This window comes from Serratia sp. NPDC078593 (genome assembly GCF_050268245.1).
In the GTDB taxonomy this organism is placed as follows: Bacteria; Pseudomonadota; Gammaproteobacteria; order Enterobacterales; family Enterobacteriaceae; genus JBNNGK01.
This window is the reverse complement of the sequence record NZ_JBNNGK010000010.1, coordinates 103,746-130,111: the sequence shown is the minus strand read 5'-3', so window position 1 is coordinate 130,111 and position 26,366 is coordinate 103,746. Positions and strand designations below refer to the sequence as shown.

At 53.1% G+C, this 26,366-nt stretch carries 23 protein-coding genes; 8 read left to right on the top strand and 15 right to left on the bottom strand.

Annotated elements, in window-relative coordinates; genetic code table 11:
• Nucleotides 1-9 precede the first annotated feature (9 nt).
• The 12 genes from trpS to pilM form a co-directional block, all read right to left on the bottom strand.
• Nucleotides 10-1,014 carry a tryptophan--tRNA ligase gene (trpS, locus tag ACQKDS_RS12985; protein ID WP_399671059.1) on the bottom strand — a complete coding sequence of 335 codons (1,005 nt, stop codon included), beginning with the start codon at nt 1,012-1,014 and terminating at the stop codon, nt 10-12.
• A gap of 2 nt (nt 1,015-1,016) precedes the next feature.
• Entirely contained in the window at nt 1,017-1,715 is a 699-nt protein-coding gene (locus ACQKDS_RS12980; RefSeq protein WP_399671057.1) for a phosphoglycolate phosphatase, read from the bottom strand.
• Nucleotides 1,708-2,385, bottom strand: a complete 678-nt coding sequence (gene rpe, locus ACQKDS_RS12975; protein ID WP_399671054.1) for a ribulose-phosphate 3-epimerase — start codon at nt 2,383-2,385, stop codon at nt 1,708-1,710. The genes ACQKDS_RS12980 and rpe overlap by 8 nt, the downstream gene beginning before the upstream one ends.
• Before the next feature lie 148 nt (nt 2,386-2,533).
• Nucleotides 2,534-3,346 (bottom strand): adenine-specific DNA-methyltransferase, encoded by an 813-nt coding sequence (gene dam, locus ACQKDS_RS12970; RefSeq protein WP_399671051.1) that lies wholly within the window; start codon nt 3,344-3,346, stop codon nt 2,534-2,536.
• 245 nt (nt 3,347-3,591) lie between these two features.
• Entirely contained in the window at nt 3,592-4,551 is a 960-nt protein-coding gene (locus ACQKDS_RS12965; protein WP_399671049.1) for an SPOR domain-containing protein, read from the bottom strand.
• Between the two features lie 143 nt (nt 4,552-4,694).
• Nucleotides 4,695-5,783, bottom strand: coding sequence for a 3-dehydroquinate synthase (aroB, locus tag ACQKDS_RS12960; protein ID WP_399671046.1), 1,089 nt, complete (start codon nt 5,781-5,783; stop codon nt 4,695-4,697).
• A 94-nt stretch (nt 5,784-5,877) separates the two neighbouring features.
• Nucleotides 5,878-6,399, bottom strand: coding sequence for a shikimate kinase AroK (gene aroK, locus ACQKDS_RS12955; protein ID WP_050116179.1), 522 nt, complete (start codon nt 6,397-6,399; stop codon nt 5,878-5,880).
• 472 nt (nt 6,400-6,871) lie between these two features.
• A complete protein-coding gene (gene hofQ / locus ACQKDS_RS12950) occupies nt 6,872-8,104 on the bottom strand; it encodes a DNA uptake porin HofQ (protein ID WP_399671042.1) in 1,233 nt (410 codons plus the stop codon).
• Entirely contained in the window at nt 8,101-8,460 is a 360-nt protein-coding gene (locus ACQKDS_RS12945; protein WP_399671040.1) for a hypothetical protein, read from the bottom strand. The genes hofQ and ACQKDS_RS12945 overlap by 4 nt, the downstream gene beginning before the upstream one ends.
• A complete protein-coding gene (locus ACQKDS_RS12940; protein ID WP_399671037.1) occupies nt 8,444-8,950 on the bottom strand; it encodes a hypothetical protein in 507 nt (168 codons plus the stop codon). The genes ACQKDS_RS12945 and ACQKDS_RS12940 overlap by 17 nt, the downstream gene beginning before the upstream one ends.
• Nucleotides 8,943-9,479 carry a PilN domain-containing protein gene (locus tag ACQKDS_RS12935; protein WP_399671034.1) on the bottom strand — a complete coding sequence of 179 codons (537 nt, stop codon included), beginning with the start codon at nt 9,477-9,479 and terminating at the stop codon, nt 8,943-8,945. The genes ACQKDS_RS12940 and ACQKDS_RS12935 overlap by 8 nt, the downstream gene beginning before the upstream one ends.
• Nucleotides 9,479-10,321, bottom strand: a complete 843-nt coding sequence (pilM, locus tag ACQKDS_RS12930) for a type IV pilus biogenesis protein PilM (protein WP_399671031.1) — start codon at nt 10,319-10,321, stop codon at nt 9,479-9,481. Before pilM ends, ACQKDS_RS12935 begins: the two co-directional genes overlap by 1 nt.
• 122 nt (nt 10,322-10,443) lie before the next feature.
• Here pilM and mrcA point away from each other — a divergent pair, with 122 nt between their 5' ends.
• The gene (gene mrcA / locus ACQKDS_RS12925; RefSeq protein WP_399671028.1) at nt 10,444-13,002 is read left to right on the top strand and encodes a peptidoglycan glycosyltransferase/peptidoglycan DD-transpeptidase MrcA; all 2,559 of its coding nucleotides are present in this window, start codon (nt 10,444-10,446) and stop codon (nt 13,000-13,002) included.
• A 324-nt stretch (nt 13,003-13,326) separates the two neighbouring features.
• Here mrcA and nudE read toward each other — a convergent pair whose 3' ends face one another.
• Complete coding sequence (gene nudE, locus ACQKDS_RS12920; protein WP_399671025.1) at nt 13,327-13,881, bottom strand: ADP compounds hydrolase NudE; 555 nt, start codon at nt 13,879-13,881, stop codon at nt 13,327-13,329.
• 433 nt (nt 13,882-14,314) lie between these two features.
• Between nudE and ACQKDS_RS12915 the strand changes: the two genes are divergently transcribed.
• The 5 genes from ACQKDS_RS12915 (at nt 14,315) to pckA (ending at nt 20,381) form a co-directional block, all read left to right on the top strand.
• Nucleotides 14,315-16,447 carry an intracellular growth attenuator family protein gene (locus tag ACQKDS_RS12915; protein ID WP_399671022.1) on the top strand — a complete coding sequence of 711 codons (2,133 nt, stop codon included), beginning with the start codon at nt 14,315-14,317 and terminating at the stop codon, nt 16,445-16,447.
• Between the two features lie 125 nt (nt 16,448-16,572).
• A complete protein-coding gene (gene yrfG, locus ACQKDS_RS12910) occupies nt 16,573-17,250 on the top strand; it encodes a GMP/IMP nucleotidase (protein ID WP_399671020.1) in 678 nt (225 codons plus the stop codon).
• Nucleotides 17,250-17,657: a ribosome-associated heat shock protein Hsp15 gene (gene hslR, locus ACQKDS_RS12905; protein WP_399671017.1), complete on the top strand. Its 408-nt coding sequence runs from the start codon at nt 17,250-17,252 to the stop codon at nt 17,655-17,657. The genes yrfG and hslR overlap by 1 nt, the downstream gene beginning before the upstream one ends.
• 25 nt (nt 17,658-17,682) lie before the next feature.
• Nucleotides 17,683-18,564 carry an Hsp33 family molecular chaperone HslO gene (hslO, locus tag ACQKDS_RS12900; RefSeq protein ID WP_399671014.1) on the top strand — a complete coding sequence of 294 codons (882 nt, stop codon included), beginning with the start codon at nt 17,683-17,685 and terminating at the stop codon, nt 18,562-18,564.
• Between the two features lie 197 nt (nt 18,565-18,761).
• Complete coding sequence (pckA, locus tag ACQKDS_RS12895; protein WP_399671011.1) at nt 18,762-20,381, top strand: phosphoenolpyruvate carboxykinase (ATP); 1,620 nt, start codon at nt 18,762-18,764, stop codon at nt 20,379-20,381.
• 87 nt (nt 20,382-20,468) lie between these two features.
• Here pckA and envZ read toward each other — a convergent pair whose 3' ends face one another.
• Both envZ and ompR read right to left on the bottom strand, forming a co-directional pair.
• Nucleotides 20,469-21,839 (bottom strand): two-component system sensor histidine kinase EnvZ, encoded by a 1,371-nt coding sequence (gene envZ / locus ACQKDS_RS12890; RefSeq protein ID WP_399671008.1) that lies wholly within the window; start codon nt 21,837-21,839, stop codon nt 20,469-20,471.
• A complete protein-coding gene (gene ompR, locus ACQKDS_RS12885) occupies nt 21,836-22,555 on the bottom strand; it encodes a two-component system response regulator OmpR (protein ID WP_004709363.1) in 720 nt (239 codons plus the stop codon). Before ompR ends, envZ begins: the two co-directional genes overlap by 4 nt.
• Nucleotides 22,556-22,845: 290 nt before the next feature.
• Here ompR and greB point away from each other — a divergent pair, with 290 nt between their 5' ends.
• Together greB and ACQKDS_RS12875 are read left to right on the top strand one after the other, a co-directional pair.
• The gene (greB, locus tag ACQKDS_RS12880; RefSeq protein WP_399671005.1) at nt 22,846-23,319 is read left to right on the top strand and encodes a transcription elongation factor GreB; all 474 of its coding nucleotides are present in this window, start codon (nt 22,846-22,848) and stop codon (nt 23,317-23,319) included.
• 348 nt (nt 23,320-23,667) lie between these two features.
• Nucleotides 23,668-25,995, top strand: a complete 2,328-nt coding sequence (locus tag ACQKDS_RS12875; RefSeq protein ID WP_399671002.1) for a Tex family protein — start codon at nt 23,668-23,670, stop codon at nt 25,993-25,995.
• Nucleotides 25,996-26,366: the final 371 nt, after the last annotated feature.

Here is a 26,366-nt window from a genome sequence, read left to right as displayed (position 1 = left end):
TAACCACGATTACGGTTGTGGAACAAAACCAACGGCTTCATAGACTTTAGCTAACGTTTCCTGCGCGCGCTCACGGGCTTTCGCTGCGCCATCACGCATTACCTGCTGCAGATACGCTTCATCGTTGCGGAAGCGATGGTAACGCGCTTGCAGCTCGCCCATCATGCCGGACACCGCTTCGGCCACGGCACCTTTCAGGTGCCCATACATCTGGCCTTCAAATTCGGCTTCCAGTTCGACAATCGACTTACCGGTTACGCCCGACAAAATATCCAACAGGTTCGATACCCCCGCTTTATTCGCGACGTCGTAACGAATGACCGGCGGTTCATCTGAGTCGGTCATCGCGCGCTTAATCTTCTTGGTCACCGCTTTCGGATCTTCCAGCAGGCCAATCACGTTATTGCGGTTGTCATCCGACTTGGACATCTTTTTAGTCGGCTCTTGCAGCGACATCACGCGCGCGCCGGATTTAGGGATAAACGGTTCCGGCACCTTAAAGATATCGCCATACAGTGCGTTAAAACGGGAGGCAACATCACGGCTCAACTCTAAGTGCTGTTTTTGATCTTCGCCTACCGGCACCTGATTGGTTTGATACAGCAAAATATCCGCCGCCATCAACACCGGATAGCTGAACAAACCGGCATTGATGTTTTCCGCATAGCGGCTGGATTTATCCTTGAACTGCGTCATGCGGCTCAGTTCGCCGAAATAGGTGTAGCAATTCAGCACCCAGCTCAGTTGCGTGTGTTCAGGTACGTGCGACTGAACAAAAATAGTACTTTTTTCCGGATCTATACCGCAGGCCAGATACAGCGCCAGCGTATCCAGCGTCGCCTTACGCAGTTTTTCTGCATCCTGACGCACGGTAATCGCATGCAGATCAACGATGCAGTAAATACAGTCATAATCGTCCTGCATATGCACCCACTGACGCAGCGCACCCATGTAGTTGCCAATGGTCAGTTCACCAGACGGCTGCGCGCCGCTAAATACGATGGGCTTACTCATGTTTAAATTTCCTGATTCTCTAAAGATGACAGCCCAAGAGCGGGCAACAAATCGGCGAAGCATGCCAACACCCGATCGGGATGGCTCAGGGCGATCGCTTCACCGTAGTTATAACCGTAAGTCAGACCAACGCTCGGGCAACCCGCTGCCTGCGCGGCCTGAATATCGTTGCGTGAATCGCCGACGAACAGCAACTGATGAGCGCGCAAACCAAGCTGGCCCAAGACTAAATACAACGGAGCCGGATGCGGTTTTTTTTCGATCACATCATCACCGCCAATGATCAGCGAAAAGTATTCGACAATCCCCAACGCCTGCAACAGCGGCGCGACAAACGGCGTCGGTTTATTGGTCACCAACGCCATCGGATAGCCCGCAGAGGCTAATTGTGCCAGCGTTGAGCGCACCTGCGGAAATAAGCAGCTGCCATGATTGACGCTTTCTGCATAGTGACGATCAAAACGTTCACGCAGTTGCCGGCAATATTCTGGCGTGCTATCGGCTTGCGCCCAGCGCAATGCGCGCTGTACCAAGACATCTGCACCGTTGCCAATCCAAGTACTAACGCGTTCAACGCCGGCTGGCGGCAGCCCCCTATCGGCCAGCGCCAGATCAATGGCGGCAGCCAACCCTGGTGCACTATCAACCAGCGTTCCGTCGAGATCAAACGCCAATCCACGGACACCGGCGAAATCAGCCATGTGTGACCTTCGCCAACTCAGTGCGCATTTCATCAATCACTGCACGGTAATCTGGCTTGCCGAAGATAGCCGAACCGGCCACAAACATATCGGCACCCGCCGCGGCGATTTCAGCGATGTTGTCCACTTTCACCCCGCCGTCGACTTCCAGGCGGATATCGCGGCCGCTATCGTCAATCAGTTTGCGCACCTGCCGCAGTTTGTCCAACGTGCCATGAATAAAGGATTGACCGCCAAAGCCCGGGTTGACCGACATCAGCAAGATCACATCGATTTTATCCATCACATAATCCAGATAGCTCAATGGCGTCGCGGGGTTAAATACCAACCCGGCCTTGCAGCCATGTTCTTTGATCAATTGGATGGTGCGGTCGACGTGTTCGGAGGCTTCAGGATGGAAAGAGATGTAGCTTGCGCCGGCTTTCGCAAAATCAGGGACAATACGATCGACCGGTTTCACCATCAAGTGCACGTCGATCGGCGCCGTGATGCCATAATTACGCAACGCCTGACATACCATTGGGCCGATCGTCAAATTCGGAACGTAATGGTTATCCATCACGTCGAAATGCACCACATCGGCACCCGCTGCCAGCACGTTGGCGGTGTCTTCACCTAATCGGGCAAAATCTGCCGACAGAATGGACGGGGCAATCAAAAACTTTTTCATCCGCTTCTCCAAACGTAGGGTTGTGATACCCACTCTATTTCAAGGGGCAGGAAGGCGGCAACACAGCCCCCAGCAACGGACAAATAGTACGGGGCTGAGGGAAAGCCAACCCACCTGCATCGTAGTGATAACGGGGATTATCGAAACCTTAGCGATACAGCGCCAAAAGCTCGTTGACCTTGCTACGGCCTAAAATATTACTGCTGATGGTGCGACGCGCCTTGACCACATACAGCGAGGCATGCTGATACCAATCGCGGGTCAGTTCCGTATCGTGATTGGAAATCAACACCGGCACCTGGCTTTCTACCGACAACTGATGCGCGATTTTCGCCAAACCTTGCTGATCGGCCAAGCTAAAGCTGTTGGTATGATAGGCGGTGAAATTTGCCGTTGCCGACAGCGGCGCATACGGCGGATCGCAATAGACCACCGCACCGTTGGACGCTTTTAGCATGGTATCGCGGTAATGCTCGCAAACAAACGTCGCATTGCGTGATTTTTCAGCAAACCAGTACAGCTCGTCCTCAGGGAAATAGGGCTTTTTGTAACGACCAAATGGCACATTAAACTCGCCACGCAGATTATAGCGACACAACCCGTTATAACAGTGACGGTTCAGGTAGAGAAACAGCAGCGCACGACGGTAAGCATCTTGGCTAGTATTAAACTCTTCCCGCAATAGGTAAAACCGTTCTGAGATATTGAATTCATCGGTGAATAAAGTGCGAGCATCGCGCACAAAGTCGTCTGTGCGCAGCTTAACGATGTTATACAGGTTGATAAGATCGCTGTTAATGTCGGCGAGAATATAGGCGTCGTACTCAGTGTTAAGAAATACTGAACCCGCACCCACGAAGGGCTCGATTAAGCAGTCACCCGCAGGAAGGTGACGACGGATCTCGTCCACCAGCGGGTATTTTCCACCAGCCCATTTTAAAAAAGCGCGGTTTTTCTTCATGCCGTCAATTAGCTACTTATACAATTCAGAGCGGCGGATTGTACTCTGTTTTAGACAGCACATCAGCGCACAAATTAAAATGATCCACCCGTCGTCTTTCATACTACCGCCTCATTGGCTGCATGCAGTCATTCAGCACCCTCATCACCAGAGACTCACTGACTCGTTAAGGGCGCAGCATGCTGCGCCCTTAACAGACCCACGTTCGCTTACTGGCACAGGGCTGTAGCGTGAAATCTATCGGGTTACTTTTTCAGGTCTTGCTGTACCTGACGTACAGACCGAACCCAGGGTTTTTTCGCCTGCACATTCGCAGGTAACGACGCTATCGCCCGTTTCGCGGCTGAAAGAGAAGTGTAATTACCACTCACCAGCACATACCAACGTTTGCCATCGCGCTTGGTTTCATAGACGAAATAATCCGCTAGCTTTTGCTGCTTGGCATAGGCAATCAGCGTATCTGAGCGAGATGCGCTGCTCAACTGCAAAGTATAGTGGCTAGCAGGCGCGGAGGTAATCAGGCGACTATTGCCACCGACCGCGGCAGGTTTATTAACCGGCGCTTGATGAGGCTTGGCGGCCGGTTTACTGGCGGTTTTGTGCGATTGAGTCGCCGTATTGCTGTGTACAGGCCGTGTGGTTTCGCTTTGAGTAGCCTGAGTGCCGCCGCTGACCGTCGCCGGCGCTGTGGGCAATGAGGAAACCGCACTGCTGCTCATACCTTGCGTGGCCGCGTCAACCTGACCTTGCTGGGCAGATAAAGCGTCATTCATGTTGCCAGGCAGCACGACGCGCTGCTGTTCACTACCCAGCTGGGGTTGCGGTTGCGCTTCGGTTGGCGTGCCAGAAATGGGGGGAACGCTGATATTTTGCGGCTGCGAAGTGCTGACGCCATTGGCATCATTAGCATCGGTAGTACCACCCGGAACACCGTTGTTCTCAGCGGTCAGCGACGAAGAACCCGACAGGTTAATATCACGCGCGCCACCCGGTTGGGCATTCTGCTGCGTCACTTCGTGCTTAGTAGGTGCATTCAGCGCCGAACCAATACCGATAATCAACAACAGCAACACCAAAATACCGATACCAATCATCATGTGCTGACGTGAGACAGCAAAGCGCGGCCCCGAAGGCGTTTTTCGCGAACGTGTAGGACGATCGCTGCTATCGGGTTTAAGATCGTCTTCCGGTTTAAATTCATCCATCTGAAACCCTCCAAGCGAGAGGTAAAGGCCTGTCTTCGTCACCGACGTGATGCAGACCCATTAACCTAAATCATGGCGAATGAGCATTCACCCACTCGCACGTTATCAAATATAGCGATTATTTTGACTATTTTGCCTGCGCGTCACTGAGGTAGGCAATCTGCGATCGACGCCAATACCCGATCGTGCGCCACGCCGCTACGGACTTCCGCTGCGCCAATTGCCGTCGGCAAAACTAAACGCAGCTCACCCGCCAATACTTTTTTATCACGCATCATATGCGGTAAATAGGCCTCTGGCGCCATTTCTTGTGGGCCATTGACCGGCAAGCCAGCACGTAGCAACAGATTATGGATGCGTTCGACCTCATCAGCAGAAAACTGCCCCAAACGATAGGCCGTCTTTGCCGCCATCATCATACCTGCGGCCACGGCCTCACCATGTAACCATACACCATAGCCCATTTCAGCTTCGATCGCATGGCCATAAGTATGGCCCAGATTGAGCAAAGCGCGCTGGCCGCTTTCGCGCTCATCGGCAGCGACGACCTCAGCTTTCAGTTCACAACAGCGGCGAATACAATAAGCCAACGCCCGCATATCCAGCGCGACCAAGGCATCAATGTTATTTTCCAGCCAAACGAAGAAATCAGCATCGAGAATAATCCCATATTTGATCACTTCGGCCAGGCCAGAGGAGAATTCACGCGCGGGCAATGTCGTCAGGCATTCGAGATCAATCACCACCGAAGCAGGTTGATAGAATGCGCCGATCATGTTTTTGCCGAGCGGATGATTGACGGCGGTTTTACCGCCAACAGAAGAGTCCACCTGCGAAAGCAGGGTGGTAGGCACCTGAATGAACCGCACACCGCGCTGATAACTCGCCGCAGCAAATCCAGTCAGGTCACCAATCACGCCGCCGCCGAGGGCGATCAGCGTGGTATCACGGCCGTGAGGCTTTTCCAGCAGTGCCGAAAAGACCTGGTCGAGCACGGTAAGGGATTTATACTGTTCGCCATCAGGCAAAATCACCTGATCCACCACCACACCACTTTGCTCCAGCACCTTCCGGACGCGATCCAGATACAGCGGTGCCAGCGTTTGGTTGGTGACCAGCATCACCTGTTCACCCGCCTTCAGCGGCATAAAAGAAGCCGGATCGTTAAACAATCCGGCGGCTATGGTAATCGGGTAGCTTCGCTCCCCGAGCGTTACGGTAATTTTCTCCATCTCGCGCTCAGCTCTCAATGTGGTTTATCCCCGCATTGCGGGGAGCACAATCAGTCTTTCCGCCTCTGCCTTCAGCCAAACACGGAAACCGTAATCAGTTACTTTCCAGCATGTTGATGATCTGGTTGGCAACTACTTTAGCGCTTTGATCGTCGGTGCGGATAGTCACATCTGCAATTTCTTCGTATAACGGATTACGTTCTTTCGCCAATGCTTCCAGCACTTCACGCGGAGGTGAATCAACTTGCAACAGCGGACGCTTTTTATCACGCTGAGTACGAGCTAATTGCTTCTCGATGGTGGTTTCCAAATAGACAACGACACCACGCGCCGACAGACGGTTACGCGTTTCACGCGATTTAACCGAACCGCCACCGGTAGCCAGCACAATCCCTTGCTTTTCCGTCAGTTCATTAATGATTTTTTCTTCACGATCGCGGAAACCTTCTTCGCCTTCCACGTCGAATACCCAGCCCACGTCAGCTCCGGTACGTCGCTCAATTTCTTGATCGGAGTCGAAAAACTCCATATTGAGTTGCTGAGCTAACTGACGGCCAATAGTGCTTTTGCCGGCACCCATAGGCCCAACCAGAAAGATATTGCGTTTCTCTGCCATGTTTTTCGGTATTACTAAGACTATTCGTTAATGTTAACCCGCCCCGCCAATCAAATTAGCGGCGGGACCTAAACTGAAACCTCATGAGCGAAAGTGTGAGATCAGACAAAAAATTATCTCAACACTCTTGGTAGTTTGGCAACCGAATAAATCACCCTACCCTTCATCTTTCAAGCCGCCATGTTGTTGGCTACTTCCACTTACCTCACCCACTTACTTCCGTAAGTCACTGAGATTCATTGAGTTGCTAACGCAATGCAACTTGAAATCTTAGGGGTATATCCACGCCGCAGGAGGGAAACCATACGTTTTTGACGGCGTCTTGGTGTTAACAAAAAAACCTCGGAGCTCAATTCGGTAACCCTTGTAAGCTAAATCGGCCGCAGCGTCAAACGCAGATGCCGATAAGGTGAGAAAAAAGTGCATCTGCTCATCAACTTCTGGCAGTTTTCGGCTGGCGCGTTTCGCCGACTTAGGCTTTAATCAGGGTCGGGGTGATAAATATCACTAATTCACGCTTTTTGTGCTGTTTGCTGCTGCGTTTGAACAGCGCGCCGAGCAACGGCACGTCGCCTAATCCCGGTACTTTGTCGGCCATATTGCTACTTTGGCGTTGGAATATTCCACCCAATACGATGGTTTCGCCATTTTTTACCGTAACCTGAGTTTTGATTTCTTGCTTATCGATCGCCAATGCTTCACCTTCCCCCTGCTTGATCGTTCGGCCGGGCATATTTTGGCTGATGTGCAGCGTCAGGGTAATGCGGCCATTCGGTAAAATTTTTGGCGTGACCTCCATGCCCAGCACCGCCTCTTTGAACTCGACGGATGTCGCTCCGCTGGCTCCACTGGAAACCTCATACGGAATTTCCGTGCCTTGTTTAATGCTGGCGGTCTGCTGATTAGCCGTCAGTAAGCGAGGGCTGGCGATAATCTCCACCGCGTTCTCCTGCTCCAACGCGGTCAATTCCAGATCGAGGATTCGCCCGCTAACGCGCGCCAAATGAAACCCCGCGCTTACCGTACTGCGCTCCACCGGTAACGCCACGCTGAAATTGTCGATACGTAAGCTTTTGGCTTCGCGATCGTCCGCCGCCAACCCCCAACGCACGCCAAGCTCGCGCAAGTCTTCATTGCTGATAGTGACAATGTGTGCCGCCAGTTGAACCTGCTCGATCGGCTTATCCATCTCTCGCACCCAGCTTTTCAACACCGTCAACGCCGGGGCAGCATCACGAATCATCAGCGTATTGGTATGGGTATCCACCATGACGCTGCCGCGTTCGCCTAATAACGTGCCACGCTGGGCCTGCAAACTCTGGGCAATTGCCTCTGCATCAGCGAACTGCAAAGGTAGGGTCAAATCCTGTAACGGTTGCTGCTGGGCCAGCAATCTTCGTTGCTGTTCATCTGGCTCTGGCGATACCATCATCACCGAGCCATCGAGCGTCATCGTGAGTTTTCCCATGCGTAAAATCACCGTTAACGCTTGCTGCCAAGGAACGTTGTTCAACCGCAACGTCAGGTTGCCACCCATGCCTTCTGCCGCGACTAAATTCAGTTGCTGATAATCCGCCAGCGCTTGCAGAATTACCGTCGCAGGCGCGTCATGAAACGACAACGAGATCGGTTTGCTTTCCTGAATCGCCGCCGCTGACATTGACATACACCACAGCAGCAGCCCCGTTAATGAGTATCCCTTCATTGTATCTCCTTACGATCGCCCAGCGTCAGCGTGTAAGTATTGACCGACGTTGGGCAAAGCATGTTGCTAGGGCTTGCCATGAACTCCACCGAGCGCGCGCTAATCCGACTCACCTGCCAATGACCGCCCGGTAGCATTTGTTGCGCTGCCAGTTTCAACCATTGGCCCTCAGGCGTCACCACCCAGCCATAGCGAAGCGCGTCCTGCCCCAACGTCCCTTTTAGCCGCCAGTGTATCGGTGGCGCGTGTTGAGCCGTACAGGGGGCAACCGAGGGGGGATGGAAAGGATCACCAGGCTGTGCCGCCCACAACGCGGGGGAACACAACAGCCATAACCCACTACTTCGCTTGATCATCACCGTCCTCCGCCTGAAGTACTAATTCAACGATCAGCCCGGCGACCTGGGTTTCCAGATTCAACTGCGTAATACGCAACCCTGGGGACAAATCCGCCAACAACCGCAACAAATCGCCATACTTCATCTGCATTTTCAGCTGTTGTTGCGGCGGTTGCCCTTGCTGCCTCAGGCGTAAAAGCCTACCGCCGGCCTGACGTAAGCTTTCGGCCAGCGCGGTATCGACAGGCTCCTCCGACCGCGGCACTAGCTGCGCTTCTAACTCATCCAATGCCGGCAATTGCCTGAGTTGCTGTTGCAGTTGATGAATATCATGCGTGTTCTGCTGCTGCTTTGCCTGAAGTTGGGTATTTTGTTGCCACTCATCACGCCCCCACAACACGCTGACGAATACGGCTATCCCTGCCAGCAACATCCACTGTGTCGCCAATAATTGCCATGTTGGACGATTTAGCCAGCCGATTAGCGCCGCCGGTAAAGGCTTATTCATCACGCCTCCACGGCACCAACAGCGTAAATACCAGCAGATCATCCTTGCGCTGCATCACTTCACTCAAGCGATAACCCGGTAATAAAGCCTGTGACGTTAACCTCTGCGTCAGTTGCACGACCGCCGGGTAATGCGGGCTGAGGCCACGTAGCGTCAACGTTTCTGCCTGTTCCTCTAAGGCAATCAGCCACAATGGCTCAGGCAGTACCGCGGCCAATTGCTGTAACAATCGTACATAACGCTGATTATGTTTTTGATTACGCTGGCGCTGCGTTTCCCTGGCGGCCATACGCGCTATGCGGGTCATCGCTGCCTGAATCTGTTGCTGTTGGCGTACCAATACGCCGTAGTGTTGTGCCTGGCGTTGCAACACCTCTTGCAATTGGTGGCGCTGATAACGTAACCCACTCAGCGCCAACGCCAGAATAGCCAGCGTTAACACCAGGTGTCCGCATAACACGCGCAACCAAAACGCAGCGCGCCGTCGTTGCGCCTGTTCACGCCAGGGCAAAAAATTCACCTGGTGCATCAGCAATCTTCCGCACGCAGTGCCAAACCACCGGCCAATACAAATGCCTTCGGTAACGCCGGTAACGGGGGGTGTAAATAACGAAACGCGCTAAAGGGTGACCATGCCAGCGCCCCCTCAGGTAAAATCTCCTCAAGCACGCTGCTATAATAAATTTCTTTGTCGCCCACTGACGGACAAGCTGCACGTACCGCGTTCAGCGCTTGAGCGGCGTGCGGGATTGTCTCGATACCCCACTGACCATAGGTAAACGGTTCAGTGCGTGGCGCTACCCACAGCCACTGGTCATCCAAGCGGTGTAGCAAGGCGGCCTCTGGTGCCAACCCTGCGCAGGCAGCCATCGAAAGCAACGCGCAAGGCGTGATATCAACTATCTGCGGGTGTAGGTCCGCCTGTTGTAAACAATGCAACCATTGCTGTAGCTCCTGCCGCCGCGCTGCCGTTAATAACAATGATGTTGCCTGCGGGGACGAAGTGCGGTAGTCAAGCACTAACGTTTGGCTGTCGAGTGGAAACTGCTTAGCTCCCTGAGCGGTGATGTAACCACTGCGTGCTGGCTCTTGTAGACGCGGATCGGGAGCGGGCATCCAGTGTTGTAAAACCCGCTGGGCAGGCAACGCAATACGTAAGGAGATATGTCTCGGTAAACGCGTACGCCACTGCCGGAGTAAAGGGATTAAGCTTTCAGATTGATCCAGATAGCCGTCCCGTAGCACTGGGCATGGCAACGTTTGTTGCCACCAGTGGCGGAGCTGCCACCCGCTGCGACGCCGTTGTGCGGCGATCGCACGTAGGCTGCGACTTTGTATATCGAGCCCTACCTGCCATGCTTGAAAGAACATATTTTGTACAGCCCCCATAAGGCAAGATGATAAAAGAACATATCCATGTTGGAGGCTTGCCTTTATACTACCGCGCGGTTGTTTATAAACTGCCCAAATGACATGAAAATGGGAAATCTCAGGTGAAGTTCGTAAAGTATTTTCTAATCCTTGCAGTGTGTTGCATCGTGCTGGGAGCAGCCTCGATTTTTGGCTTGTACAAATATGTCGAGCCGCAGCTGCCCGATGTGGCAACGCTGAAAGACGTCCGGCTGCAAATTCCTATGCAGGTTTACAGTGCCGATGGCGAACTGATCGCCCAATACGGCGAAAAACGCCGTATTCCGCTCCAGTTGGCCCAAATTCCTCCGGTCATGGTGCATGCGTTCATCGCCACCGAAGACAGCCGCTTCTATGAGCACCATGGCGTCGATCCGGTGGGGATTTTCCGCGCGGCCTCGGTTGCTGTGGTCTCTGGCCATGCTTCTCAAGGCGCAAGTACCATTACCCAACAGTTAGCGAGAAACTTCTTTTTAAGCCCGGAACGGACGCTGATGCGTAAGATCAAGGAGGCTTTCCTTGCGGTACGCATTGAACAGATGCTGACTAAGGATGAAATTCTTGAGCTGTATCTGAATAAAATTTATCTGGGTTATCGCGCCTATGGCGTGGGTGCCGCCGCCCAGGTCTATTTTGGTAAGGACGTCAGTCAATTAACGCTCAGTGAAATGGCGACGATCGCCGGTCTGCCTAAAGCGCCGTCGACGTTTAACCCGCTGTATTCGCACGATCGCGCCGTAGCGCGCCGTAACGTCGTGCTTTCACGCATGTTAGATGAGCATTACATCACTGAGGCGCAGTATCAGGAAGCACGCAGTGAAGCCTTGGTGGCCAATTACCATGCGCCAGAAATCAGCTTCTCGGCACCCTATCTCTCCGAGATGGTGCGCCAGGAAATGATTAAGCGCTACGGTGAAAACGCCTACACCGATGGCTATAAGGTGTACACCACCGTCACGAAACGATTGCAGTTGGCAGCGCAACAATCGTTACGCGACAACGTATTGGCGTATGACATGCGGCACGGCTACCGCGGCCCCGCTAACGTGCTATGGAAAGTTGGCGAGCCGGTGTGGGATCAAAAGCAAATCATTGATTCGCTGAAGAATCTACCAAACTATGGCCCGCTAGCACCGGCGGTGATAACCCAAGCGGATGCCGCGCAAGCGACAGCCATGCTGGCAGATGGCAGCAATATCACGCTGCCCATGGCCGGTATGCGCTGGGCACGCCCCTACAAATCCGATACGCATCAAGGCCCAACGCCGAAGCGTGTCACCGACGTAGTGCAAGTCGGCCAGCAAGTATGGGTGCGTAAAGTGGATGACGCCTGGTGGCTGTCACAGGTGCCCACCGTCAACTCGGCGCTGGTATCACTCAATCCACATGATGGTGCGGTAAAAGCGCTGGTCGGTGGCTTCGACTTTAACCAAAGTAAATTTAACCGTGCGACTCAGGCGCTGCGTCAGGTCGGCTCAAACATCAAGCCGTTCCTGTATACCGCGGCCATGGATAAGGGCCTGACGCTGGCGACGATTCTTAACGATCTGCCGGTAACCCGTTGGGATGCCGGCTCCGGTACCGAATGGCGGCCTAAGAACTCGCCTCCGACTTACGTCGGCCCGATTCGCCTGCGCCAAGGTTTAGGGCAATCTAAAAACGTGGTGATGGTACGGGCGATGCGGGCGATGGGCGTTGATTATGCCGCGGAGTATCTGCAACGCTTCGGCTTCCCTGCGCAAAACATCGTACATTCGGAGTCGCTGGCGCTGGGCTCTGCGTCATTTACGCCCATGCAGTTAGTTCGCGGTTATGCGGTGCTGGCCAACGGGGGATATTTGGTCGATCCGTACTTCATCACCCGTATCGAAGATGACGCAGGCAACACGCTGTTTGAAACCAAACCGAAAGTGGTGTGTAACAGCTGTAATCTGCCGGTCATTTACGGCGATACCCACCGCTCTGCGGTGCTGTCTGACGATAATGTCGAAAACGTTGCAGTATCACAAGAAGGCAACAATGCCGGTGTGCCCATGCCAAAACTGGAACAGGTGACACCTGCACAGATATTGCAAGACGGCGACCAGCAGTATGCGCCACACGTCATCAACACCCCGTTAGCCTTCCTGATCCATGATGCGCTAAACAGTAATATCTTTGGTGAACCGGGTTGGATGGGAACCGGCTGGCGCGCGGGGCGTGATCTAAAGCGTCGTGACATCGGCGGAAAAACCGGCACCACGAACAGCTCCAAAGACGCCTGGTTCTCTGGCTACGGTCCAGATACGGTGACCACCGTCTGGATTGGTTTTGATGATCACCGTCGGACGCTTGGCCGCTCAACCGCATCCGGCGCGATTCCGGGCCAAATTTCCGGTGGCGAAGGCGGAGCAAAAACGGCTCAACCCGCGTGGGATGAGTTTATGAAAACTGCCCTGGAGGGGATCCCTGAGCAAAAAGTCACCCCACCGCCGGGCATTATCAGCGTCACTATCGATAAAGCGACGGGCAAGCTGTCTAACGGTGGGGGCGGTAGCCGTTCTGAGTACTTTATTGAAGGTACGCAGCCAACCAGTTATCCAACTTACGATGCGGGTACGACGCTGACAGATGAAGGTGGCGAAAGCCACGAACTGTTCTAAACCCCCTCAGGGCCAGTTAAATCTGGCCATGAGATTGATTACAGCGTTGCCTTTAAACCCGAAATACTCGGGCTTAGCGCACCGAGGGCCGCTCCGGCGGCAAGCCGCTACGACCCCTTCGGCACGCTTTTCCTAATAACAAGCATTGTCAGCAGTCTAAGGGCCAGTTAAATCTGGCCCTTTTCGTTGATGGCGACGTAAGACACTGGCTGAACTCGTCGGGCGAACAGGAACACATTTGTTGCGAGATAATCGATTGATGATGCTGAAGGGCGCAGCATGCTACGCGCTTAGGCTGGCAGCGGGTTACGTTTCGTCAGTCCCTCAACGGGAACCGCGCAGGAATGCCTCGGCCAGGAACAGTGCACTCACGTTACGCGCTTCGCGAAAATCGGGTTCGCTCAGCAGCGCCATCATGTTGGCTATCGGCCAACGAACCTGCGGCAGCGGTTCCGGTTCGTCGCCTTCCAAACGTTGCGGATAGAGGTCATGCGCCAGCACAATATTCATTTTGCTGGAGAAATACGAGGGGGCCATCGTCAGCTTGCTGAGGAAATCAAACCGTTGCGCACCAAACCCCACCTCTTCCATCAGTTCGCGGTTGGCGGCTTCCAACACGGTTTCACCGGGATCGATCAGTCCTTTCGGGAATCCCAACTCGTAAGACTCCGTACCGACAGCATATTCACGGATTAACAGTAGATCGTCGCCAATGACCGGCACAATCATCACCGCTTCACGATCGGAAGGCCGCATACGCTCATACACCCGCCGCACCCCGTTACTGAACTCCAGATCGACCGATTCGACGTGAAATAAACGCGAACGCGCGACCGTGTCTACTTTCAGGATTTTAGGTTTTTGCAGGTGTTTATCCATGATTGCCTCAAATGGGTTATCGCTGTTTGCACCTGACCCACTGACGCAAACCCACAAATAACCGGGATAATGATGAGCACAGCAATGCCGCCTTCGGCGTGCGTAAACGCTGACCATATTCGATCTTGATCACATTGTGCGTTAATGAGAACCTTGGCCGCAACGCACACCCGATGTAATTTACTTTTTTTTAACATCCACCGCCAGCAGATGCCGATTTTCCATGCGAATTCAGTAAACAAAGCGTGATAAAATAGGATAATACCGATATTGGCGTGGAACTATGATTGCTAGGATCATAGAAGCTAGGCGTATATTTTTAACCGCGTTATTTGAACTTTACTGTTGCTTTGTATGCCTCGCGTGAGCGATTGCTTACAATAGGCGACTTTTTATCAGGTTGGTGAGGTTCACGGCGTAAGATGGGGATCGCATGAGCACATTAGTGTTGATATTAGCCTTAGTGCTTGCTTGCCTAATTGTCGCTAGCCTGTATTTTTGGTTCAAAGCTCGCCATCAGCCGGTGTTGGCTCGCTCACTGCCTTTCATCAAGCCGACTCACCGAAAGTTGACGCCGGAAGAACGTTCAGCAATCGAGCGCTATTTAGGGCAACAGTCTCGTCTGAGCAACAAATTATTGCCCGGCAATGCCGCTTTACCCACGGCCAAACTCTCACTGACGCCGCAAAGCGACAATGTCTTCGCGGTGACCCATGCGATCACCCGCTATGGCCTCGCCAGCGATGAACCCAACAAGTGGCGCTATTATCTTGACGCTCAAGAAGTCCACCTGCCCCCGTTTTGGGAACAATACATCAGCGCTGATAATCACGTTGAAATTATCAAGACTCAAACATTGCCATTGGTGATCTCACTTAATGGCCATTCACTGACGGACCCGATTCACGATCAACCGACGCCGCCGATCGTTAACGCAGCGCCGGCACAAAATGCCTCGATCCGAAAAGAAGAAAGTGAGCACGTCGAACTGCTCAATATTCGCAAAGAAACGCTGGAAGAACATGCCCTAAACCAGCCAAACGGTATCAAAGAAGCCTGTATGATTTCCGCAGCCCTACTGCTGCTGTTCTTTAGCCTGATCAGCCCTGTGATAGTCATCCCTTGGATGGTAGCTATCGCTGCACTGTTAATGGCCTGGGGTGGATGGAACCTGATACGTCGCCCTACCGAACGTGAACTCAAAGAGGTGCACTGCCTGCGGGGCACACTGAAACGTTGGGGGCTATTTGGCGAATCGAATCAGGGCCAAATGAGTAATATTTCGTTGGGGATTATCGATCTGATTTATCCCCCGCATTGGCAACAATTCATCACGCCGGACTTAGGCAGAACCACCGATGTGGATATTTATCTTAACCGGCAGGTGGTACGCCAAGGGCGTTATCTGTCCTTGCACGATGAGGTAAAGCACTTCCCGTTGCAGCGATGGGGGAAAAATGCGGTATTGATGGCCAGTTCGTTGCTGGTGCTACTGCTGCTGTTAACCTATGTTCCTCTCAGTCTGCCGCTGAAACTCAGCGTCGCCTGGCTGCAAGGTGCGCAGAAAACCGAAGTCAATTCGGTACAGGCGCTGGAAGCCATTCCTTTACACATTGGCGACACGTTAAAGATTCAAGGTAATGGCATGTGTTATGTCCCGCCGACGCCGATCGTGACCCCCTCGACCGGTTTCATGCCATTCGATTGTTCGGGTATTTATTGGAATACCGCCACCCCACTGCCACAGCCTGAGTCCGATATTATCGATAAATCCTCAGCGTTGCTGGCAACGGTTAACAGTCAGTTACATCCCAGCGGCACCGACCAGAAAATCAATCCGCAGTTAGCCAGCGCGATTGAAAAATCTGGCATGATTTTGCTGGATGACTTCGCCGATATTGTATTGAAAACGCAGGATCTGTGCGCCAAGGAAGAGGAATGCGTTCGATTAAAAAATGCCTTGGTCAATCTGGGTAACGCCAAGAATTGGGCCAGCCTGGTCAAGCGCGCTCGCTCTGGGGCGCTAAACGGCGTCAACGTGTTGTTGCGGCCGGTGAGTGCTGAATCGCTGGAAAACTTGACCAAATCGGCCACCTCATCATTCGTGGCCCAAGAAATACGCCAGGCCGCCGCCGCGCTAAACAGTCCGCCACCGGGCGGTTTCCTGATTTCCAGCGATGAAGGCAAGCAACTGGTTAATCATCCGCAGCCGTCGGTACCATTGAACGAATATGATACGCTTGAACAGTGGAACGAGTTACAACGTCTGGCCAGCATCTTGTTGCATACGCCATTCCGGGCGCAGGGGGTGATTACTAATATCAGCGTCGATGCTAACGGCACCCAGCATATCGCCCTGCATAGTGAACCCGATATCATTACCCTTTGGCGTTTCTTGGGCACCAGTTTATTACTGCTTGGCGTGATATTCGGCATCGGCTATAACGCTTGGCGGGTAATGCAACGCCATCGCATGAACCGTCGCCGCATCGCTGACATCCAGCGTTATTACGAAAGCTGTTTCAATCCGCAATTGATGCCCATGTCGTTGCGCCCAATGGTATAACGTAGCGCGGTGTGCTGAGCACGGCACGCTCTCACCGCCACTCTCCAATTATGCTACCCTGAACCAGATAACCTTCCCGCTGTGTAACCGCAGCGGGTCGATGCTGGCTTGCCTTTGGAGAGTTCATGGTTCCTCAATTCAATTGGTGCGATATCGATACTGTCTTGTTAGATATGGACGGCACCTTGCTCGATCTCGAGTTCGACAGTCATTTCTGGCTCAACCTGGTACCACAGGCGTTGAGTGCGCAACGCGCAATTCCTTTTGAGCAGGCTCGCCAACTGATTGATGAAGAATATCGCGCGGTGCAGCACACCATGAACTGGTACTGCTTCGATTACTGGAGCGAGCGGCTGGATTTGGATATTTACGCCATGACCAGCGCAGTCGGTTATCGTGCGCGTCTGCGTGATGATACAACCCCCTTTTTACAGGCGTTACGTCAGGCAGGCCGCCAGACTATTTTGCTGACCAACGCGCATCCACACAGCCTGGCGGTAAAAATTGAGCATACGGGGTTGGATCAGCACCTTGATTTATTACTTTCCACCCACACATTTGGGTATCCCAAAGAAGATCAGCGTCTGTGGCAGGCCGTTCAGCAACAGACCGGATTCAATCCGCAACGTACACTGTTCGTTGATGACGGAGAACCCATTCTGGATGCCGCGAGCCAGTTTGGCATTCGCTACTGCCTGGGTGTACAAAACCCAGACTCCAGTACGGCGGAGAAAACCTTTCAGCGCCATCCGTCAATGCGCGATTATCGCCAATTGATACCGGCGTTAGAACGGAGGCTTTGATGAAAACAAAAGAAAACCCCGATGATGCCGTGCGGTTAGATAAATGGCTGTGGGCAGCGCGTTTTTATAAAACCCGCGCACTGGCGCGTGAGATGGTGGACGGCGGCAAAGTCCACTACAACGGCCAACGTAGCAAACCGAGTAAGATCGTCGAACGGAACGCTGAGATCAAACTGCGTCAGGGTAATGAAGAACGAACGGTGATCGTGCTGGCCACCACCAGCCAACGGCGCGGGGCGAGCGAGGCGCAGCTGATGTATCAAGAAACGGAAACCAGCATCGCTAACCGCGAAAAAATGGCGCAGGCGCGCAAAATGAATGCCCTGACCATGCCGCACCCGGATCGACGTCCGGACAAGAAAGAGCGGCGTGACCTGATTAAATTTAAATTTGGCGAGTCGGAATAATCCCTCGCCTCAATGAGAGAAAATTATGTCTAACCATGACCAATTACACCGTTACCTGTTTGAAAACTACGCGGTGCGCGGTGAGCTGGTTACTATCAGCGAAACCTATCAGCACATCCTGAGCAACCATGACTACCCTGCCCCCGTGCAAAAGCTGCTGGGTGAAATGTTGGTGGCGACCAGCCTGTTGACCGCGACGCTGAAATTCGACGGCGACATTACTGTGCAATTACAAGGCGATGGCCCGCTAAAACTGGCGGTAATCAACGGCAATAACCAGCAGGAAATGCGCGGCGTAGCCCGTCTGCAAGGCGAGATCGCCAGCGACAGCACACTGCATCAGATGATTGGCAACGGCGTGATGGTCATCACCATCAGCCCGGCTGAAGGTGAGCGTTATCAGGGCGTCGTGGCGCTGGAAGGTGACACCTTGGCCGCCTGCCTTGAAAACTATTTCCATCAATCTGAGCAGTTGCCTACGCGTCTGTTCATTCGCACCGGCGAAGCCGAAGGCAAACCGGCGGCCGGTGGTATGTTGCTGCAGGTTCTCCCCGCGCAGGACGACAAGAATGCGGATGACTTCGACCATTTGGTGCAGTTAACTCACACCATCAAAAGCGAAGAGCTGTTCAATCTGCCTGCTAACGAGGTGCTCTATCGCCTGTATCACCAGGAAGAGGTCACGCTGTATGAGCCGCAACCGGTGATATTCCGCTGTACCTGTTCGCGTCAACGCTGTGCTGATGCGTTACTGACGCTGCCGGCGGAAGAAGTCGCCGAGATGCTGGAACAGGATGGCAACATCGATATGCATTGTGACTACTGCGGCAATCACTATGTGTTTGAACCACTGGACGTCGCCGCGCTCTACACCGGTAACACCGAAGAAAGCGATCGGTTGCACTGAGTTGTACCCCAAACTGGCGGGCACACCCGATGCCCGCCAGCCCACGCCGTTTGCACGCTTGCTTTTTTCCGTGGCCTACCTCCCAGTTCGTAACAAAAAATAGTGTAAGACGTTAAATATTTGATAGCTATCGCGGTTAACAGCCTACGAATCCCTACAATTGGCGCCCAGAAATTCTGTGACCAAGGAGTAGTGACATGTGTGCTAAAGGTATAACCCACCAAGATCTTGCCGCTTATGGAATTCATGACATCGGCGAAATCGTTCACAATCCCAGTTATGAATTGCTATTCAAGGAAGAAACTGACCCGTCTTTAGAGGGGTTTGAGCGCGGGGTTGTGACCAATCTGGGTGCGGTAGCCGTCGACACCGGGATTTTTACCGGGCGTTCCCCAAAAGATAAATACATTGTCCGTGACGACATCACCCGCGATAGCGTGTGGTGGGCCGATCAGGGCAAAGGCAAAAACGATAACAAACCCCTGAGCCAGGAAGTCTGGGCCGATCTGAAAACCCTCGTCACCGAACAACTCTCGGGGAAACGCCTGTTTGTGGTGGATACGTTCTGCGGTGCAAACGCCGATTCCCGCCTGAAGGTTCGTTTTATCACCGAAGTCGCTTGGCAGGCACACTTTGTAAAAAACATGTTCATCCGCCCAAGCGATGAAGAGCTGACAGATTTTGAGCCCGACTTCGTGGTGATGAACGGCGCAAAATGCACCAATCCGCACTGGCAGCAGCAAGGGCTGAATTCGGAAAATTTCGTGGCATTCAATCTGACCGAACGCATGCAGTTGATCGGCGGAACCTGGTACGGCGGTGAAATGAAGAAAGGGATGTTCTCTATGATGAACTACCTGCTGCCGCTGAAAGGCATTGCCTCGATGCACTGTTCGGCTAACGTGGGTGAAAAAGGCGACGTCGCCGTGTTCTTCGGCCTGTCTGGCACCGGCAAAACCACACTGTCTACCGATCCAAAACGCCAACTGATTGGTGATGATGAACACGGCTGGGACGATGATGGCGTGTTCAACTTCGAAGGCGGCTGCTACGCCAAAACGATCAAACTTTCTGCCGAGGCTGAGCCAGACATTTACCACGCCATCAAACGCGATGCGCTGTTGGAAAACGTCACCGTGTTAGCCGATGGCTCAGTGGATTTCAATGACGGCTCGAAAACCGAGAACACTCGCGTTTCCTATCCGATCTACCACATCCATAACATCGTTAAACCAGTTTCTAAAGCCGGGCATGCCACCAAAGTGATCTTCCTGACGGCGGATGCGTTTGGTGTGCTGCCGCCGGTGTCACGCCTCACTGCAGACCAAACGCAGTATCACTTTCTGTCCGGCTTTACCGCGAAACTGGCGGGAACTGAACGGGGCGTCACAGAGCCAACACCAACCTTCTCTGCCTGCTTCGGCGCAGCTTTCCTGTCATTGCACCCAACGCAATACGCCGAAGTGCTGGTGAAGCGTATGCAAGCGGCAGGCGCGCAGGCTTATCTGGTCAACACCGGCTGGAACGGTAGCGGTAAGCGAATTTCAATTAAAGATACGCGCGGCATTATTGACGCCATACTCAATGGCGAAATCGATAACGCCGAAACGATCACTCTGCCGATCTTCGATCTAGCGATGCCCACCGCGCTACCGGGCGTTAACCCGGCGATTCTCGATCCGCGTGCAACCTACCAAAATGAAGCACAATGGCGCGAAAAAGCGCAAGATCTGGCTCAACGCTTTATCACCAACTTCGATAAATATACCGATACTCCGGCAGGCGCTGCGCTGCTCAGTGCCGGCCCCAAGCTGTAATACTCATTGATTAGTTGTTCAGTTAAGGCGTGGATCCCACGCCTTAACTGTTATACCGACAGGAAAACGGCATGACATGAGGTGTTATCAGGCTTTCTCTTTCAACACGGCATTGCCGTTAGCGGTTTCACGCTTTTCAATCGGCATCGGAATGTAAGCACGAATGCGTAACCCACCCCGCTCACTGCGACCGAATTCTAACTCGCCAGCATGCCCATCAATAATACGCTGTACAATCGCCAACCCCAAGCCAGTGCCGCTGGTACTACGCGCACTGTCGCCACGCACGAACGGTTGCAGTAAATGCTTGAGATCTTCGGGTTTGATACCCGGACCATCATCCTCTACTTGGAACCAACCGCGCTGAAGCTCACGCCCGCTGCTCACGTTAATCCAACCATTGCCATAGCGCGCTGCGTTGACCACCATGTTGACGGCCGCACGCTTTATCGACAACGGATGCACATTCATCATCAATTCACCGGGTAATAACGCCGAGTGGATGACCCGTTCATAGCCACTTTCAGTCGCGACAACCTCACTCAAAATGGCGTTCAGATCGCACAGTTCGGTCTGTATTTCCTGCCCGGTGCGCAGATAATCAATAAATTGCTCGATGATAACGTTACATTCTTCGATATCTTTATTAATCGATTCCGACAGATATCCGTCTTCGGCACTCATCATTTCCGTCGCCAGACGAATGCGCGTCAATGGCGTGCGCAAATCATGGCTGACGCCAGCCATCAGTAAGGTACGATCATCCGCCAGTTGCTTAACGCCGGAGGCCATTTGGTTGAACGCCCGCGTGACCGAACGCACCTCAGATGCACCATACTCACGCAGCGGCGGCGGAATAATGCCCTTTCCTACCTGCAACGCCGCATGTTCCAGCTCTACTAACGGCCGGTTTTGAATGCGAATAAACAGCCAGGCTCCGCCGATCGCCAATAGCATAATCGCCAAGGTATAACGAAACAGCGGCGAGAAATCCCCTTGGTGAATCTCAGTCAATGGTACTCGCACCCAGATATCGGGGGACAGCCAGGTTTTTAACCAAACGACCGGGGAGTCTTTGTTAACCTCCACCCGAACCTCGGTCGGCCCACCTAACTGTTGCGCCATCTGTTGACTGAGAAATTCGTAATGTTGTGCCCAACGCAGTCCACTCTCTTCTGCTGCAGCATTGGTGTACAACGAAATCCCCAATTCACGGTAGATTTCCCGGCGAAATGCCGGTGGCACCTCCAGCAACGTACCATCTTCCAACTGCAGCCGATCGGTCATGAGCATACGCACTTCGTACGCTAACACCTTATTGAACTGTTGAAGACTGGGCAAAATGGCGAAGTTCAGCACCACCAGATAGGTCGTCACCAAACTGACAAACAGCAAGGTGACGATCAACAACAACGTTCGGGCAAACGAGCTACGCGGTGAAAAGCGTAATCGCCTCATGCCTTACTGCCGTCCGGTACGAACACGTAGCCAAGACCCCAAACGGTCTGGATATAGCGAGGATGTGCAGGATCTTCTTCAACCATGCGGCGCAAGCGGGAAATTTGCACGTCAATAGAACGTTCCATCGCGCTGTATTCACGCCCACGCGCCAAGTTCATCAGCTTATCACGCGATAGCGGCTCACGCGGGTGACTGACCAGCGCTTTTAACACCGCGAACTCTCCGCTGGTCAGTGGCATAGGCTCGTCTTCGCGGAACATTTCCCGCGTGCCCAGGTTCAGCTTAAATTTGCCGAATGCAATCACCGCCTCTTCTTGCGAAGGTGCTCCCGGCAGTTCGTTAGCCTGGCGGCGCAGTACCGCGCGGATACGCGCCAGTAATTCACGCGGGTTAAACGGCTTGGGAATGTAATCATCGGCACCGATTTCCAACCCGACAATGCGGTCAACTTCTTCCCCCTTCGCCGTGACCATAATGATCGGCATCGGGTTACTTTGGCTGCGCAAACGACGGCAGATAGACAGGCCATCTTCACCGGGTAACATCAAGTCCAACACCATCAGATGAAAAGACTCACGGGTCAGTAAGCGATCCATTTGCTCAGCGTTAGCCACGCTACGCACCTGAAAGCCCTGTTCGGTTAAATAACGCTCTAGCAGCGCACGCAAACGCATATCATCGTCGACGACCAGAATCTTATGATTCTCTTGCATTGTATTACTCCCAAAGGCTGTATTGCCTGACACGAATATTGTTAAAAAACCTTGTCATTTCGGACAGCGATTATTGGTATATATTCTAGACGAAATTGTTACAAAGCTTATTGTTCTGCCCATTTATCAACAATTTTCGTTATCAGAGCGATGAGTGGCACCCTGAACGCCTACCCCCTTCGCACGCTTTAGCGCAGCATAACACATTGCGATAAAATGCCAGCCTCACCCAACTTTATGCGAAAATCAGCGCGCACACTCCCATGACCGATCCATTAAGGTGGATAACGATGAGAACTCAACTGATAACCCGTGAAGGTTATAACAAACTCAAACAAGAGTTGGATTATCTGTGGCGCGAAGAACGCCCGGAAGTCACCAAAAAGGTGACCTGGGCCGTCAGCCTTGGCGATCGCAGTGAAAACGCCGATTACCAATACAATAAAAAACGGCTACGCGAGATCGACCGCCGGGTGCGGTATCTCACCAAGTGTTTGGAACAGCTAAAGATCGTTGATTACTCACCACAGCAAGAAGGCAAAGTATTTTTCGGTGCCTGGGTCGAGGTGGAAAATGACGAGGGCATGATCAAGCGCTTCCGCATCGTCGGCTACGATGAGATTTTTGGGCGCAAAGATTACATTTCCATCGACTCGCCGATGGCGCGCGCTTTGCTAAAGAAAGAGGTCGGCGATACCGCCAGCGTGAATACGCCAGTGGGTGAAGCCCAGTGGTATGTTAACCAGATTGAATACGTGCAATAAAAACCCGGTTATTCACTCGGTTTAGCCGGGCGCGAGGCAATAATGGTTCGCCTCGCTCCTGCGTGCTTCATCCAATAACGCATAAAGTACGTGGGTGACGGAGCCAAATTTGTTCGGGCTCACACTCAGCGCATACGGGGTTTGTGAATTCCGGATAGGTGACGGCTTTTGCCTTGATCCGGCGGCGTTGCAGTTTCAGCGTAATCTGAACGGCCACCATGGCCTTGCAAGCCGGCGCTTTCGACGCCGGGCACCCACGGCAGCACGCCCGCTAGACTGGCATTTTCCGCGTGCAATACGTATAACTGTCCACCTGCTTATTCATCGCTCTTAATAGATACCAGACTTATGAATGATCCACTGAGCCGCATTATTGCAACAGAACTGCAAGCCCGGCCGGAGCAAGTTGACTCCGCCATCCGTCTGCTGGATGAAGGGAACACCGTGCCATTTATTGCACGCTACCGTAAGGAAGTGACCGGCAGCCTGGACGATACCCAACTGCGTCTGTTGGAAACACGTCTGGGTTATTTGCGTGAACTAGAAGATCGTCGTCAAACGATCCTCAAGTCGATCGAAGAACAAGGCAAACTCACCGAACAACTCGCGAGCGCGATCAACGGCACGCTGAGTAAAACCGAGCTCGAAGACCTTTATCTGCCATACAAACCCAAACGCCGCACCCGTGGCCAGATTGCCATTGAAGCCGGTTTGGAACCGTTGGCCGATAGCCTGTGGCAAGATCCGCAGCAGCAACCGGAACAGCTGGCGGAACGGTACGTTAATGCAGACAAAGGCGTAGCAGACGTGAAAGCCGCGCTGGATGGCGCACGTTATATTTTGATGGAGCGCTTCGCGGAAGACGCGGCGCTGCTGGCAAAAGTGCGTGATTACCTGTGGAAAAACGCCCATCTGGTCGCCAAAGTGGTCGAAGGTAAAGAGCAGGAAGGCGCGAAATTCCGCGACTACTTCGATCACCATGAGCCGCTTTCTCACGTCCCTTCACACCGTGCACTGGCAATGTTCCGCGGCCGCAACGAAGGCATTTTGCAACTGGCATTAAATGCCGATCCACACTGTGAAGAAGCGCCGCGCGAAAGCCAGGCCGAACAAATCATTATCAATCACCTGAATCTGCGGCTGAATAACGCACCGGCAGATGCCTGGCGTAAAGCGGTAGTGAACTGGACCTGGCGCATCAAGGTGCTCCTGCACCTGGAAACCGAACTGATGGGCACGGTGCGTGAACGCGCTGAAGATGAAGCCATCAATGTGTTTGCACGCAACCTGCACGATCTGCTGATGGCCGCGCCAGCGGGGATGCGCGCCACCATGGGGCTCGATCCGGGGCTGCGTACTGGGGTAAAAGTGGCCGTGGTTGACGCCACCGGCAAACTGGTGGCGACCGATACCGTCTACCCGCACACCGGCCAAGCGGCCAAAGCCGCCGCCATCGTCGCCGCCTTGTGCATCAAACATCACGTAGAACTGGTGGCGATCGGTAACGGTACCGCCTCCCGTGAGACCGAACGCTTCTTCCTCGAACTGCAAAAACAGTTCCCGGAAGTCAATGCGCAAAAAGTGATCGTCAGCGAAGCGGGAGCATCGGTCTACTCAGCCTCAGAGTTGGCGGCGCAGGAGTTCCCGAACCTTGACGTGTCACTGCGTGGGGCGGTGTCCATCGCCCGTCGTTTGCAAGATCCGCTGGCCGAGCTGGTGAAGATCGATCCGAAATCGATCGGCGTTGGTCAGTATCAGCACGACGTCAGCCAGAGCCAATTGGCGAAAAAACTGGATTCGGTGGTTGAGGACTGCGTGAACGCCGTCGGTGTCGATCTGAATACCGCCTCTGTGCCGTTACTGACTCGTGTCGCCGGTCTGACGCGCATCATGGCGCAAAATATCGTCAACTGGCGTGATGAAAACGGCCGCTTCGCCAATCGCGCGCAGTTGCTGAAAGTCAGCCGCTTGGGGCCAAAAGCCTTTGAACAGTGCGCGGGCTTCCTGCGTATCAACCACGGTGATAATCCACTGGACGCTTCAACCGTTCACCCAGAAACCTACCCGGTCGTCGAGCGCATTCTGGCGGCGACCCAGCAAGCATTGCAAGAGTTGATGGGCAATCCGAGCGCCGTGCGTAACCTCAGGGCCAGCGATTTCACTGATGAACAGTTCGGTATGCCGACGGTAACGGACATCCTCAAAGAGTTAGAAAAACCGGGGCGCGATCCGCGGCCTGAGTTTAAAACCGCCACCTTTGCCGATGGCGTGGAAACGCTCAACGATCTACAGCCGGGCATGATCCTGGAAGGTTCGGTCACCAACGTCACCAATTTTGGCGCGTTTGTCGATATCGGTGTCCATCAGGATGGTTTAGTGCATATCTCTTCGTTGGCGGATAAATTCGTTGAAGATCCGCACACCGTGGTGAAAGCAGGCGATATCGTTAAGGTCAAAGTGATGGAAGTGGATTTGCAGCGGAAACGTATCGCACTGACCATGCGGCTCGACGAACAACCGGGTGAAGGCTCACCACGCCGCGGTGGCGCGAATACCCCAGTACGTGATAACGCCACACGCCCTGCAACAAACAAACCGAAACCACGTGCGAGTTCGCCTGCAGGCAACAGCGCGATGGGTGATGCTCTGGCAGCAGCATTCGGTAAGAAACGCTAACTCCTCTTCAGGGCGGAGCACATCTCCGCCCTATTTTTTGATTTCACGCAATAAGTTGGCATTTTTTAATCCCCTCATTGGTTTAAAATAAATAATCTATTTTGAAACGTAAAAACATGCAAAAAATTTATTAATTAACACTCTCGTTAACATTCAACGCTCAACGTTATTTTTTAGGTAGTAACACAAACGGTTATCACGCAGGTTCTCAATTATGAATGTTAAAAAAACCACTCAGCTGACATGATTTAGAAAAATGATGACACAAATAACCGAATCTATTTTTCAAATAAACAAACTCGATACAAAAAACCAACGCTTTTAACCAAGAATCCCCATTTGCAGCCCATCACCGTTAGTGCTAAAAATAT